The following is a 12,497-nucleotide window of genomic DNA, read 5'->3' as shown; positions in this document are numbered from 1 at the left end:
CGCGGACAAAGTAAGCGACAGGTGCCGTGAAGCTTCTCGACGGCTAAGCTGCGGCGATGCGGAGCGGGAAGCAGCCTTGACCGCCGACATCGTCACCTTTGACCAAGCGCTAGCCGAGAGCGACGCCCAGCCGCGGGACATTCTCTTGGGCAACGGGTTCAGCATCGCGGCTCACCCGCCGTTCGCCTACGGCGGCCTGCTCCAAGCAGCCGATCTCGACGCCGAGGTGCGGGCGATCTTCGCCGCCGCGCGGACCACCAACTTCGAAGCTGTCATGCGCTACTGGCTTGCCGAGGCGTTCAACGGGTCGGCGGCCACCAGGTCGGACGCGCTTGCAAAGGTCGACCTTCTGAAGCGCACCCTCGTCGAGGCGGTCCATCGCGTGCATCCGGCGCGGCGCACCGCCATTGGCCCGGAGCGCTGGGCACACTGCGAGCAGTTCCTGACGAACTTCATCGGCCGCGCGCGAGACCGCCGGCGCCTGGCGGGCCGGGTCTTCACCACCAACTACGACCTGCTGCTCTGGTGGGCGGTGACGCCGGACCGGGGCCGCCACAAGCCTGACAAGCTGTTCAAGGGACACGACGGGTTCCGGCTTGATCAGTACGAGGGGCTCGGGAGCGCGGACCTCATCTATCTGCATGGGGCGCTCCACCTGTTTCCAGCCGGCCGCGGCGTCCGCAAGCTCAGCTACAGTGACGCCAAAGGCGCGCTGCACGACCAAGTGGCCGCGCACCTGAGGGCGGGTGCGTATCCGATCTTCGTGTCGGAGGGCGCTTCGACTCTGAAGCGGCCATCCGGAGATGGCTATCTGCGCGAGGCGCTGACGAAGTTCGGTTACACAGCCAAGAGTCCGGACCGTGCACTCTTCACGCTCGGGCACGGACTCGGCCTTGAGGACGACCATATCTTTGAGGCCGTGAAGCGCGGGAAGATCAGGAGGGTCTTCCTGGGAGCCTATGGCGCCCAGGAGATCGAGGCGTTCAAAGCGATCGCCAAGACGTGGATCGAGGCCAGGGCGGCCGCGGGCAAGCCGCAACTCAGCGTCGCCATCTATGACACGAAGGGGCTGGCCTGGGGGCCGCCGGCCAACTCACGCTAGCACGCTGGCACCGGAGGGTTTCAGCGCCGGGGAGACGGCCCCCGAACGTCCGCTCTACGACCCGATCCCAACGCCCGCTCGTGGCGCATGCTCGACCCTCGACGCGGCGCCGGACGCTGTCGATGAACCTTGCCGAAAGGTGCGTTGGCTAGCGTGCGGGCATGGCGCGAGAACCGTCAACAGTAGTTCCGTTCGACAACCGCCGGCGTCGCCGTCGCGCGGTGCCCGCGATCAAGGTGAGGTCGAATGGCAAGCCTCGGCATCGGCTGGCCGGGTGGCGGCTATTTGGGGCGTCGGTTGGGCTGTTCGTCCTGGTGTTCGTCGGCGGCTTACTGTGGCCCATCACCGAGCTGCCGATTCTACGATCTGACAATGGCCCTGGCGAAACGCCAGGCGTGCAGGTCGGCAGGGTCGTCGACGGCGACACTTTCGAGTTGATCGGCGGCGAGCGGGTGCGGATCCTCAATATTGATACCGCCGAGATGCCGCCACGATCGCAGTGCGCGCGAGAGCGCGAACTTGCTCTCGCTGCAAAGGCCCGGCTCGCGGAGCTCATAGAGTCAGGTGAGATCATCACGCTGGCTCGTGAGGGGCGCGATCGCGATCAATATGATCGGCAGCTGCGCCGCGTTCGGATTGACGGACAAGACGTGGGCGCCCTGCTGATCCGCGAAGGCCTTGCTCAGCGCTGGCAGGGGCGCAAGGCGGACTGGTGCTAAGTTGCGCTGGGACAGGTTTCCCTCGAGGGCTTGGGTTGGTTCTCTGACGTTGCGGAACACCACGGCGCACCCATGGCCGCCATGGCCAACTTCCGCAGTGGGTGGGCAGCGGTCATTCGCCACCATCGCTAATCTCCACACCCTCGCCAGGCTCCCGGCGCCCACGACGGTTGCGTCCGTCAGATACGAGGTGAAGGACGGTGACCAGCGCGAAGGCCACGAATGCGGCAAAGGCCGCTGGGCTCTCCGACCGACCTGAGAAAACGCAATACACGACGAAGAGCCAGGCCGGGAAAGCGACGAGAGCTGTAACCCACTGCAGCCACCGGGGAATCGGCCGCCACCAGCTGAGGAAGGAGGTCCAGGCGCCCATGGTCACGACGTAGCTGGAACTTCGCTGCGTCCGCAATGGGTCGAAAGCGCTCGTCGGGGGCAGGGCGGCGGCGTCCGCTTCAGCGAGCTGAGCCAAGGACGGCTTTTGGCGCTAGGCTGACAACGGACAGCCGCTCCTGCCCCTGAAGATTGCCTGTGGCGCCCTACTTCGGGGCTAGTGCTGGATCCGGAGGGGCCAAAGCCCTCCTTCTCCGTCACTTTAGCCGGAGTATAGGCGTCTCCTCGACGAAAGCCGGTTCGAAGCGCTCATTGAATCCGATGAGGCTGGGCGCCGGCGCCAAGCGATCTTCGTCGATAAAGTGGAAGCCAGGGCAGAACACGTCGAGTTGCCTGCCGCTAGTCAGGGCGGAGAGCAGGAACGCGGCGAGGCAGGGGTCGCGTGGCAGAGAGTAGTTCAGCGAGAGCCTTGTTGGTTCGAACCGGCTCCGGAGCAGCCGGCCTACCGGAGCGCTCGTCGTCCTCCAGAAGTCCAACAACAGTTCCTTGCGAGGGGTCAGTTCTTCCGGCCGGAGCGCGTAGCTGTACTGATCCCACTGCGCCGTCGTATCCATGTCGATGTGCCAGCTGATGACCTGGTCATGAAGAGTGGGCGTGTAGTCCCCAAACCCGCTGTCCGACCAGCTGTGATCATCCGTCTGCCCGAAGGCGAAGAGCCCCTCCTCGCCGTATCCGATGTCGAACCCCTGCGTTTGGAATTGGAAGGCCGCCATCGTCAGGGTCTGCGCCACGTCCAGGCCCAGGAAGGGGCGTCCGAAAGATGTGCGGACCGGGCGAAGGTCATCTCGGCAAGATCATGCCGGCTGCTGTAACCCCGCTCGCGCAGCTGCTGAATGGTGGCCGTAACGTCGTGAGGCTCTCGTCGGAACGACACGTGTACAAAGCGGGAGCGACACGCAGCGGCGCTGAGAAAGGCCTGGTGCAGCCGATCCGCAATTAATGCTCTCGGATCATCGACCACCACATTGAGGAGAACATAGTCCATCGGTTCGCCTCGCCGGCCCCAGCCACTGAAGCAAGCCGTCCCCACACGCGCGCGGTCGGGCGTCGCGTCGGTCCGCAGGGTCAGCTCGGCAGGGATCATCTGATCAACACCGGTGTCGAAGTGCACGACGCCGTAGGCGACTGGGGTTTGACTGTTGTTGCGCCGAAAGCTGGTCGTGAACGGAGTCTCGAAGTGAGCGAGCGCCAGCGTTAGCCAGTTTCCGCTGAGCGCCTGGTGGAGCTCGCGGGCCTCGAAACTCTTCACGAGTTGGACTCTGGCCGCAGCCTCGGACCTTCGTCTGAACCCAAGCAAGGCTCCCCTCCTAAAATCGCAGCCTGATCTCAACGATCGAGCAGGCGATGCCAGGGCGAGCCGCTCTTCACGTCGGGCTTAGTATTCCGTTCGCACCGCTCTGAAGCCTGCGGCGCACAGCGTTGCCCTCCCAAACAAGTCCGCCTAGCGTGGCCTTAAGGGGAGCCCGATGCCATCCATCCGACTGACCACCCAGTCAGCGAAGCTAACCTCGAAATTCGGCATGGACTATGGCGTCGTGGCGGATGGGAAATGGTCGCTGTCCTGCAAGGTGGGGCTCGCGTGGCCCGAGCGTCTCGAACTGGGCACAGGCGAGGAAATCGGGAAGCTGGGCAAGTCGGATGACTTCGACATGCACCTCACATTCAGGCACGCCAATCCCGACTTGGTGGAGTGGGCGACCGAACGGACGAAGGACGTCAAGGACACCTTCAGTCATGAGGACGACATCGTTTGCGGGACGATGAGCTACCATCGCGAGTGGAATAGCAAGGACGGGCTCGACGGCCGCCCGGCGAGTATCCTCTTCGACCTCTACACTCCTCACGAAGTCATGACTTCGATGGTCCGTTTCGCGGAGAATGGTCGCTTCGTAAAGTCGCTCACCCTTGAAGTGCGAGGCTTAGAGTACGGGTGGGCGCCTGACGGGAGCATCAAGAAGTGGGCGGACAACGCCGACAATAAGATGCTGCCGGTCGTGAACGTCTCCTACGAGCTTCCCCTCCTGGAGGAGCCCGAGCCTGACTACGATGACGACGAGACCAAGGCTCACCGCGTCCCTCAGACCGCGGTCGGCGCCGATCTCGCACCCCTAATGCGGGAGATGCTAAAGTTTCAGAAGTGGGCGCTATACGCACTCGCGATCATAGCCGGCGCTGCGTTGTGGATGCGCTTGCGCTGAGTAGAGGGGCGCCCTCTCTCGGGGGACGCCCCTCCTTGGGGCGGCAGCCAGCCCGGCCAGACGAATCGACCCCAGTGCAGTAGCTTAGACGGGCGATGCTCAAGTCAGATAGCGAACGGGCGGTCCGCAGCCTTTGCCACACCTGGCTGAGAGCGCAGGCTGGTGCAGATCGAGGTCACCCTAGCTTCCTTACGTTTAGATACTGGCTCGACGAACACTATCCGCAGATCCTGCGCTTTCGCTCGCTGGCTGGACCTCTCGAAGATGCGGAGCGGTGGTTCGACGATGAACTGGGCCAGAACTGGCGGAGATAGTTGTGCAGGACGCAGAACGTTCGTGATGGCGCCAGGGAATGCTCATCGCCTTCATCGACGACTCTATCGGTCGCCAGAGTGACCAACGCCTCTTTCTCGCCGGCTATCTAACGCGAGACGACATTTGGGCGGCCTTCACGTTGGAGTGGCAGGCCCAGTTGGCGCGCGCACCGGCGATCGAACAGTTCCACATGGTGGAAGCGCAGGGCTTGCGGGGCCCCTTCCAGGGGTGGTCGGTTGAGGCGCGTGACGCCAAGGTCATGTCACTTGCGCGTCTGATCGCGCGCTACCCGTTGTTCTCTTTCCAGTTCTCCGTGAGCATGACCGAGCACAAGCAGTACTTCGGCGACAGCGTCCCCTATGGGCTTAGCAAGCCCTACAATGTCTGCGCTCAGGCGCTCGCCAGCGGCCTCGCAAGGTGTCTCTATCAGCAGGGTTTTCGCGAGCCGATCGAGTTTGTGTTCGACACGCAGGAAGGCGCCGACATCGACCTGACGGTCCTGTGGCCCTGGATCCGGCGTAGCAGCCCAGGGCCGTGGCGCGAACTCTTGGGGACTCCGCGATTTGCGGACGATCGACACGCGCTGCCGCTGCAGGCGGCGGACATGCTGGTCTGGCACATTCGCCGGATGCACGATGGGACGGATCAGCCAGGTGCGCTGCCCGCAGCAAACTTGGTGCACGGCGAGGTGCATCTCGAAGCGCACATCGACCGCGCGCGCCTGGGCCATCTGGGCCGTAAGATCCGGAAGGTGCCCGGCGTGTCCATGCTCAGACGCAAGGCCGACTGGCTCCAAACGCGGAAGAGCATCGACCAGCATCAGCGGCTTGGACTTGGGCCTCCGCGGATGGGGCCGCGAGCGGCCTATGCCATGGCTTGGTTGCGATACTGGCTGCCGCGTTGGTTTCGCCGACGAACACAAAGGCGCCGCTAGATCTCAAATGACCTCATCCGGGCGGCGTTCGCTCCCTTCGCGCGCAAGGCGCCTGGGCCAGCCTGACCATTGTCAGCGCCCCCGGACCCCGGGCGCTGCGGGCGGTGAAGGTCCGCTTAGGGCATCCATACTGACTTCCGCTCGTGGCGCATTCCTGCCGCACCGACCGTCCTAGACGTTTGGGTCGGACGCGGCCCTGGCCAACGGCAGGGCAGGGTGGATTGGGACCTACTGCTCCTTGAGATTCGAGCTGACTCCGGGCAAGCCATCCTCTGTGGGCATCGAAGTTCTTATTCTTCACGGGGCCCCCGGTTCCGGTAAGACGACCCTGTCGAGGGGGATCGCCGAGTCACTGAGGATGTCCAAGGCGCCTCATGCAGTTATCGACCTCGACGACCTCAGTATGGTCTACCCTTCGCCTGGCCGCGACTTCGCACGACAGAATCTCAAAGCGATCTGGCCGAACTTCGCCGCAATCCCAGAGTTGAAGGTGATAATCCCATCAGTTCTGGCCAATGCCGATGAGGCGGCGCAACTCCGCGCGGCCGCGCCGGGCTCAAGGTTCATTGTCTGCGAATTAAGCGCTCCCGAACACATCCTGAAACAGCGCGTGACGGAACGGGAGCCGAATGAGTACTGGCAGAGTCGGCTGCGGGACTTTGTGGACCTTTACCATAGCCGCACCGATCTCGCTGACATCCGGGATTTCCAGGTGATCACCTATGATCGATCCGTCGAGGAGGCCGCTCGCGAGGTGATTCAGCGGGCAGGCTGGTCATAACCTTCCGCTGACCGAACTAGCATCGCGCCCCTCGCCCGGCACACATCAACTGCCAAGGGGCGCAACGCGTCGGCTCCCGTCAAGAACTGGACCCTCGCCGCTCGCCCGCTAAGGTCCGCTTGCCGACTGGGAGCTAGGCTCTCCTTGACGCTGCTGGGGCAAGCCCCGCAGCAGCGAGTTTCCTCGGCGACGCGGCCGGCCGGATGCCTTGGCGGCGCGGACGGGAGGCTCGGCGACTTGAAGCGGGCCGACCTCTGGCGCAACCTGTAGTCACTGCGCCGCCATAACTCGCCCATGCGTCTCGGCGCTGGCGGCCCGGGGGGAGTTGTGACGGACGACGGTGCGCACACTCTGAGCCGTGAAGGCGGCGGTCGGCCGCCCCGGAGCCGTCCGGCGCTTGCGGCTGACTGGATCGTCGGGATCTTCTGCGTCCTCGGCCTGATCGGGATGCTGGGCGCGCTGAGCGACCGCGAGCCGCCGGTTCCGGAGCCGCCCGGCCGGACCGCCAGCTTCTACGCCACCCTTCCGGATGGCACAGAGTTCGTGTTGCGGCTGACGGGCGGGAAGTACCGGATCCGGTATATCGACGCCTCGGACCCGTACTCGGCCATGATGGATCCCATCCCATGGGATTCCCAACGGACCTTCCGCGTCGACTTCAACGATGGTTCGACGCTCGGGCCCGAGGACGCCCACGTCTACATCATTCACGGCAAGCCGAACCTGCATGTGGGCGCCATCGGCGGGGCGCGGACCAGCGAGACGGAGTTCGTCGTCCGCGAAGGGGTGATCGTACACGCCCGCTTCAGCCTGACGCCCCCGCAGACGGGGCCTCCGCCCCTCCGCACCATCGTGCTCATGGACGGGCTGGGCGACGTCACCATGGAAGGCTTCACCGGCGAAAGCTTGAACGCGCTGAGCGTCCTCGAATTCGACGCGCCGCTGGCCGAGCAGATGGAATACTTCGAGGCCAAGGAAGCGCATGATGCGTGGGAGAAGGAGCAGGCGGCGCCGGGCGCCACGGGGACCGGCGGCGGAGGCGGACGGAGGGGATGATGGCCAAGATCAACATCGGCCCAAGCAGCGGCCGGTCGACGCTCAGACTTACCGCGGACCTTGCCCACCGCTCGGAATTCGAGATCGACATCGGCGAAGGCCGGGACATGTCCGTGCGGGAGCTGCAGATCCTCGAGCGTGACGCAGTGTCCCTGAAGCTGGAGTTGGCCCGACTGCGTCAGCTCGCCGCCGAGGCCGCTCAGGCTTCGCCGGCTTCGCCTGCGGCGGCGTCGCTGGAGAAGGAAGTCGCCGGCTTCGCCGACGCGGCCGCCCAGACGGTGCAGGCAAGGCGTTGGGTCCCCTTGTCGGCCAAAGGCGTGCTGGCCGCGGTCAAGGCGATCGGAGCCGCAGCCGATCCGGTGCTCGGCTCTGTGCTCAAGGTGCTGGAGGTGCTGGAAAAGGTCCGCGACGCCCGCGGCAAGCCCGGCGCATCCTGATCCGGACCGTTCTCGGCGGGCAGCGGGCGGCGGCGGCGCCTCAGTTCTTCGCCGCCGTCGCGTCCTGGTCTCCCCGAGGCTGCGCACGCGGTCGTCGGAGGCGGTGCTCCGAGGAGCTCAGAGCAGGTCTTCGATGCGGACGGGCAGGTGGCGGATCCGCTTGCCGGTGGCGTGGTAGACGGCGTTCACGATGGCCGCCGTGGCGCCGACCATGGCGACCTCGCCGACGCCCTTCGCCCCGGAGATGTTGAGCGCCTCGTCGGGCTCGTCCAGCAGTTCGACCTCGATGTCGCCAACGTCGGCGTTCACGGGCACGACGTACTCGGCCAGGTCGTTGTTGAGGACGCGGCCGTAGCGGTGATCGACTTCGCTGACCTCGCGTATGGCCGAGCCCAGGGCCCAGACCACCCCGCCGCGGACCTGGCTGGCGGCCGTGCGGTGATTCATCACCCGGCCGCAGTCGGCGACGCTCACCACGCGGGGGACATGGATCCGGCAGCTGGCGGGCTCGACATGCACTTCGGCGAAGTGGGCGATCCAGCTGAAGGCGGTGAACTGCTCGTAGTCAGGCCCTGTGGTGGCGGGAAGACCGCTGTTCAACCGCTGGACGGCGGCCTCGGCCTGGCCGAGCCCGCGCAGCGTGACCTCCACCTCGAGGGAGGGGCGCTTCGCCCGCGCCAGGGCCTCGTGAACATCGCCCCTGGCGCGCTCTGGACCGACGAGCGCGACCAGTTGCTCGCGCAGCTTCAGCGCGGCTGCACGAGCCGCCGGCGCTGCGCTGGCGCACCCCCAGGAGCCGGCGGTCAGGTGCTGCGGCGCCGCCGCGGTCTCGCCCATGTGGATCTCGAGGCGGTCGGGATTTACGCCCAGCACGTCGATGACCTCCGCGGCCACGGCGCTGCGCATCCCCTGTCCCATCTCCTGCCCGGTGATCGCCAGGTAGGCGGTCCCGTTCGCATGGATGCGAAGCCGCGCCAGGGCCGGCGACATCGACGCCTTGTAGGCGCCCGCCGCCACCCCGAGGCCCAGCAGACGACCATCCGGCGTTCGCATCGAGCGGGGCGCGGGGGTTCGCCGGTCCCAGCCGAAGCGGGCCGCCCCGCGGCGCAGGCACTCGGCGAGCCGGCGGCCGGAGAAGGGCTTGCCGGTGATCGGATCCCGGTCGGCCTCGTTCAGCAGCCGCAGCTGCAGCGGGTCGAGCCCCAGCTCGTAGGCCATCTCGTCGTAGGCGCACTCGGTGGCGTAACTGGCCGGATGCTCATGCGGCGCCCGTTGGTGGGCCGGCGCCTGCACGTCGATGCGCACCCGGCGATGCGTCGAGCGCCAGTTCGGCGTCGCATACATGCGGCTGACGTGCTCGCCGTGAGCCGTCCCGAACACGTCGAAACGGCTGGCCTGCTGCTCGACATCGTACAGCACGCCCTGCAGCTTGCCGTCAGCGCTGGCCCCGACCTGAACCCGGTGGCGGGTGAACGGGCGGTAGGTGGCCGTATGGAACAGCTGGCCGCGCGGCATCACCAGCTTCACGGGACGCTGCAACAGCATCGCGGCCTGGACGACCAGGGCCGTCTGCTGCTGCAGTTGGTTCTTCTGGCCGAAGCCCCCACCGACGTAGGGGCTGCTGGCGTCCAGCACCTTGGGATCGACCCCGAGCATGCCGGCCAGGCCGAACTTGAAGGCCCCGGCGTTCTGCGTGCCCTCCAGGACCAGGATGCGGCCGTTCTCGAAGGCCGCGGTCGTGGAGATCATCTCGATCGGGTTGTGGTGCTGCTGGGGGTGCAGATAGGTGACGTCCAGCCTGTGGGCGGCCGCGGCGACTGCGCCCACGGGGTCGCCGGCCTCCCGGTCGGTCGTCACCGGCTCGCGGTCCGCGCCGGGCTGGTCGCCCCAGGCCGTGAACGGGGTCGTCCTGAAACGCGGACGAACGGCTTCGGCGCCTTCGATCGCGGCTTCCAGGGTTTCGGCCACGACCAAGGCGACCGGCTCGCCGCGATGGCGCACGGACGGCCGTTTCATGGGCTGGTAGCCCGGCACGTCGCCGCCGCCGCCGCGGGTGGCGGGTGTCTCGCGGATGGACGCAAAGTCCCGCCAGGTGAACACCCGGACCACGCCCGGCACGCGAACGGCGGCCTCCACGTCGATCGCCTCGATCTCGCCCTTCGGGATGGCGGCGGGGACCGTCATCGCATGGAGCAGGCCGGGGAAGTGGCGATCGGCGGCGAAGAGGGCGCGTCCGAGCACCTTGTCGCGGGCGTCGATGCGCGGGCGATCCGGATGGCTTTCGAGGGTCATCAGCTCTTCCTGGCCGCGGCGATCATGACGGCGTCGGCGATGGTCCGGGCGCCCAGCTCGATCTTGAAGCCGTTGTGGGCGCCCGGGCGGGCGCCGGCGAACGCGGCCCGGCCCGCCGCCAGCGCGCCCTCGTACGTCACCGGCCGGCCCTGGAGCCGGGCCTCGGTCTCGCGGGCCCGCCAGGGGCGGGCGGCGACGCCGCCCAGGGCCACGTGCGCGCGGCTCACCTGGTCGCCGTCCATCGAGAGGGCCACGGCCGCCGAAGCGAGGGCGAAGGCGTAGGACTCGCGGTCGCGGATCTTGTGGTAGGTGGAGCGCCGGCCCGCGGGGGTCTTCGGCACGGAGATCGCGGTGACGATCTCGCCGGGCGCAAGGGCGAACTCCAGGTGCGGGGTGGAGCCCGGCAGAAGGTAGAAGTCGGCGATGGGAATGGTCCGGGCGCCCCCGGGTCCGAGAACTTCGACGGCGGCGTCCAGAGCCGTGAGCGCCACCGGCCAGTCCCCCGGCGATACCGCCGTGCACGCGTCGCTGACGCCGAGCACCGCCTGGCCCCGGTCCAGGCCGCCGATTGCGGCGCAGCCCGACCCCGGCTCGCGCTTGTTGCACGGGTAGACTCCGCCCGCGCCCCCACGGAAATAGGGGCAGCGCGTCCGCTGCAGCAGGTTGCCGCCGATGCTGGCCATGTTGCGCAGCTGCTGGGAGGCGGCCTTCCACAGGCTCTCGGCGAGGACGGGGTACTCGTTGCGCACGACGGGATCCTCGGCCACGTCCGCCATCAGCGCGCCGGCGCCGAAGACCAGCCGGTCGCCACGCGTGTCCACGCGGTCGGCGCCCTCGAGAGCGGCGATGTCGATGACGTTCGTCGGCCGCTCCACGCCCAGCTTCATCAGGTCGTAGAGCGTCGTGCCGCCGGCGATGTAGCGCGCCTCTGGGCCGGCCTTGGCGAAGGCGGCGATGGCCTCCTCGGCCGTGCGGACGCGGGTGTAGGTCAAGGGCCGCATGCTCAGCTCCGCCGCATCTGGGCGGCGGCCTGCTCGACGGCGGCGACGATCCCGACGTAGGCGCCGCAGCGGCAGATGTTGCCGCTCATGTATTCGCGGATCTCCTCACGGCTGGAGGCGTGCCCCTCCTGGACGCAGGCGATGGCCGCCATGATCTGGCCCGGGGTGCAGTAGCCGCATTGCAGGGCGTCGTGATCGATGAAGGCCTGCTGCATGGGGTGCAGGTCATGGCCGTCGGACAGCCCCTCGATGGTCGTCACCTCGCGGCCGTCGACCTTGGCCGCCAGGGTCAGGCAGGCGGCGACCCGCCGCCCCTCCACATGGACGGTGCAGGCCCCGCATTGGCCGTGGTCGCAACCCTTCTTGGATCCGGTCAGGCCCAGCCGCTCTCGCAGCAGGTCGAGGAGCGAGGCGCGGGCGTCCACGTCGAGCGCCACCGGCCTTCCGTTGACGCGGGTGGAGAGGCGAACCGTCGCGCCGCTCTCCGGCCCCGCCGGCCGCGGGGCGCCCTGGGCGGCGGCTGGGGCGGCGGCCAGGAGGCTCGCCACGGAGGCGGCCGCTCCGGCTTCCAGCAGGTCGCGCCGGTCGACGCTGGGGAATCCCTCATCGGGTGGCTGGGACATCTGGCCTCGCCGGTTGGTTAGAGTTCGCGCCCGATCCAGGTGTCGACGCCCCACGCGAGCGCGCCGTGCATCGAGACCAGAAGGGCTATGAAGCCGAGGATGATCGGGTATTCGACGCCCCGGTCGATCCACGGGTAGGTGGGGCCGAGCGCCAAGCAGATGGCGGCCATCTGGACCGCCAGCATCGGCGCAAACACACGGACGGCGAAACCGAGCGCCACCGCCAGGCCGCCAAAAGCCTCGAGCACCGCCACGAAGAGGGCGAGGTAGGGCGCGAACGGCAGGTGCAGCACATCGGCGATCAGCCTCGCGGAGCCCTGCAGCGGATCGGCCATCGAGCCGTGGGGGCCGCCCGTCAGCTTGGGCGCGCCATGGGTCACGATCGTCAGTCCGAAGGCGATGCGCAGAAGGACGTAGGACATCGTCCTGCCGCGCGCGTACACCGGGGCGAGGCCCGGGAGCACAAGAGCGCCGCCCTGGCCCGAAATTGATCCTTGTTCTGCGCGCAACGGCGGCCTCCGTGGGTCTTGTCTGCCCAGGACTAGGTTGACCGCTTGCGGCCGCCTGCTGAAGCCGACCTGACGGAACAACAGCGTTCCATCGGCGACAACAATCGCGGGATTGATGCCGCAGGACCCGTCGGCAATGG

The 12,497-nt window shown here is 67.4% G+C and carries 13 protein-coding genes; 7 read left to right on the top strand and 6 right to left on the bottom strand.

What is annotated here, in order from left to right; translation table 11 throughout:
• The first annotated feature begins 76 nt into the window (after positions 1–76).
• Positions 77–1,102, top strand: coding sequence for a DUF4917 family protein (locus ACFSC0_RS19785; RefSeq protein ID WP_377281682.1), 1,026 nt, complete (start codon positions 77–79; stop codon positions 1,100–1,102).
• Positions 1,103–1,263: 161 nt separating this feature from the next.
• The gene (locus tag ACFSC0_RS19780; protein WP_377355250.1) at positions 1,264–1,821 is read left to right on the top strand and encodes a thermonuclease family protein; all 558 of its coding nucleotides are present in this window, start codon (positions 1,264–1,266) and stop codon (positions 1,819–1,821) included.
• 587 nt (positions 1,822–2,408) lie between these two features.
• On the opposite strand, the gene ACFSC0_RS19775 is transcribed toward ACFSC0_RS19780, so the two are convergent.
• Positions 2,409–2,942 (bottom strand): hypothetical protein, encoded by a 534-nt coding sequence (locus ACFSC0_RS19775; RefSeq protein WP_377281680.1) that lies wholly within the window; start codon positions 2,940–2,942, stop codon positions 2,409–2,411.
• Positions 2,927–3,460: a hypothetical protein gene (locus tag ACFSC0_RS19770; RefSeq protein ID WP_377281679.1), complete on the bottom strand. Its 534-nt coding sequence runs from the start codon at positions 3,458–3,460 to the stop codon at positions 2,927–2,929. Before ACFSC0_RS19770 ends, ACFSC0_RS19775 begins: the two co-directional genes overlap by 16 nt.
• 271 nt (positions 3,461–3,731) lie before the next feature.
• On the opposite strand from ACFSC0_RS19770, the gene ACFSC0_RS19765 reads away from it, so the two are divergent.
• From ACFSC0_RS19765 to ACFSC0_RS19745, 5 genes are all read left to right on the top strand, one after another.
• Positions 3,732–4,409, top strand: a complete 678-nt coding sequence (locus ACFSC0_RS19765) for a hypothetical protein (protein WP_377281678.1) — start codon at positions 3,732–3,734, stop codon at positions 4,407–4,409.
• A gap of 352 nt (positions 4,410–4,761) precedes the next feature.
• Positions 4,762–5,658 carry a DUF3800 domain-containing protein gene (locus tag ACFSC0_RS19760; protein ID WP_377281677.1) on the top strand — a complete coding sequence of 299 codons (897 nt, stop codon included), beginning with the start codon at positions 4,762–4,764 and terminating at the stop codon, positions 5,656–5,658.
• Between the two features lie 274 nt (positions 5,659–5,932).
• Positions 5,933–6,439 carry an AAA family ATPase gene (locus ACFSC0_RS19755; protein WP_377355248.1) on the top strand — a complete coding sequence of 169 codons (507 nt, stop codon included), beginning with the start codon at positions 5,933–5,935 and terminating at the stop codon, positions 6,437–6,439.
• Positions 6,440–6,733: 294 nt separating this feature from the next.
• The gene (locus tag ACFSC0_RS19750) at positions 6,734–7,495 is read left to right on the top strand and encodes a hypothetical protein (protein WP_377281675.1); all 762 of its coding nucleotides are present in this window, start codon (positions 6,734–6,736) and stop codon (positions 7,493–7,495) included.
• The gene (locus ACFSC0_RS19745; protein ID WP_377281674.1) at positions 7,495–7,932 is read left to right on the top strand and encodes a hypothetical protein; all 438 of its coding nucleotides are present in this window, start codon (positions 7,495–7,497) and stop codon (positions 7,930–7,932) included. Before ACFSC0_RS19750 ends, ACFSC0_RS19745 begins: the two co-directional genes overlap by 1 nt.
• Before the next feature lie 117 nt (positions 7,933–8,049).
• On the opposite strand, the gene ACFSC0_RS19740 is transcribed toward ACFSC0_RS19745, so the two are convergent.
• Genes ACFSC0_RS19740 through ACFSC0_RS19725 form a run of 4 tightly spaced genes read right to left on the bottom strand, consistent with a single transcriptional unit; the run spans position 8,050 to position 12,270 of the window.
• A complete protein-coding gene (locus ACFSC0_RS19740) occupies positions 8,050–10,224 on the bottom strand; it encodes a xanthine dehydrogenase family protein molybdopterin-binding subunit (RefSeq protein WP_377281673.1) in 2,175 nt (724 codons plus the stop codon).
• Complete coding sequence (locus tag ACFSC0_RS19735; RefSeq protein ID WP_377281672.1) at positions 10,224–11,225, bottom strand: FAD binding domain-containing protein; 1,002 nt, start codon at positions 11,223–11,225, stop codon at positions 10,224–10,226. The genes ACFSC0_RS19740 and ACFSC0_RS19735 overlap by 1 nt, the downstream gene beginning before the upstream one ends.
• 2 nt (positions 11,226–11,227) lie before the next feature.
• Positions 11,228–11,848, bottom strand: a complete 621-nt coding sequence (locus ACFSC0_RS19730; RefSeq protein ID WP_377281671.1) for a (2Fe-2S)-binding protein — start codon at positions 11,846–11,848, stop codon at positions 11,228–11,230.
• A 17-nt stretch (positions 11,849–11,865) separates the two neighbouring features.
• Positions 11,866–12,270 (bottom strand): DoxX family protein, encoded by a 405-nt coding sequence (locus ACFSC0_RS19725; RefSeq protein ID WP_377281670.1) that lies wholly within the window; start codon positions 12,268–12,270, stop codon positions 11,866–11,868.
• Between the last annotated feature and the right edge of the window lie 227 nt (positions 12,271–12,497).

Origin of the sequence: Phenylobacterium terrae, assembly GCF_042681205.1 — a bacterium.
Classification (GTDB): Bacteria; Pseudomonadota; Alphaproteobacteria; order Caulobacterales; family Caulobacteraceae; genus Phenylobacterium; species Phenylobacterium terrae.
The sequence above is the reverse complement of the archived record's forward strand: the minus strand, read 5'-3'. Positions and strand labels throughout refer to the sequence as shown.

What these genes read in the sequence shown, in the direction of transcription:
- ACFSC0_RS19780 (WP_377355250.1), top strand. Translation starts at nt 1,264, where the DNA reads ATGGCGCGAGAACCGTCAACAGTAGTTCCGTTCGACAACCGCCGGCGT.
- ACFSC0_RS19765 (WP_377281678.1), top strand. Translation starts at nt 3,732, where the DNA reads ATGGACTATGGCGTCGTGGCGGATGGGAAATGGTCGCTGTCCTGCAAG.
- ACFSC0_RS19760 (WP_377281677.1), top strand. Translation starts at nt 4,762, where the DNA reads ATGCTCATCGCCTTCATCGACGACTCTATCGGTCGCCAGAGTGACCAA.
- ACFSC0_RS19750 (WP_377281675.1), top strand. Translation starts at nt 6,734, where the DNA reads ATGCGTCTCGGCGCTGGCGGCCCGGGGGGAGTTGTGACGGACGACGGT.
- ACFSC0_RS19745 (WP_377281674.1), top strand. Translation starts at nt 7,495, where the DNA reads ATGGCCAAGATCAACATCGGCCCAAGCAGCGGCCGGTCGACGCTCAGA.
- ACFSC0_RS19740 (WP_377281673.1), bottom strand. Translation starts at nt 10,224, where the DNA reads ATGACCCTCGAAAGCCATCCGGATCGCCCGCGCATCGACGCCCGCGAC.
- ACFSC0_RS19735 (WP_377281672.1), bottom strand. Translation starts at nt 11,225, where the DNA reads ATGCGGCCCTTGACCTACACCCGCGTCCGCACGGCCGAGGAGGCCATC.
- ACFSC0_RS19730 (WP_377281671.1), bottom strand. Translation starts at nt 11,848, where the DNA reads ATGTCCCAGCCACCCGATGAGGGATTCCCCAGCGTCGACCGGCGCGAC.
- ACFSC0_RS19725 (WP_377281670.1), bottom strand. Translation starts at nt 12,270, where the DNA reads ATGTCCTACGTCCTTCTGCGCATCGCCTTCGGACTGACGATCGTGACC.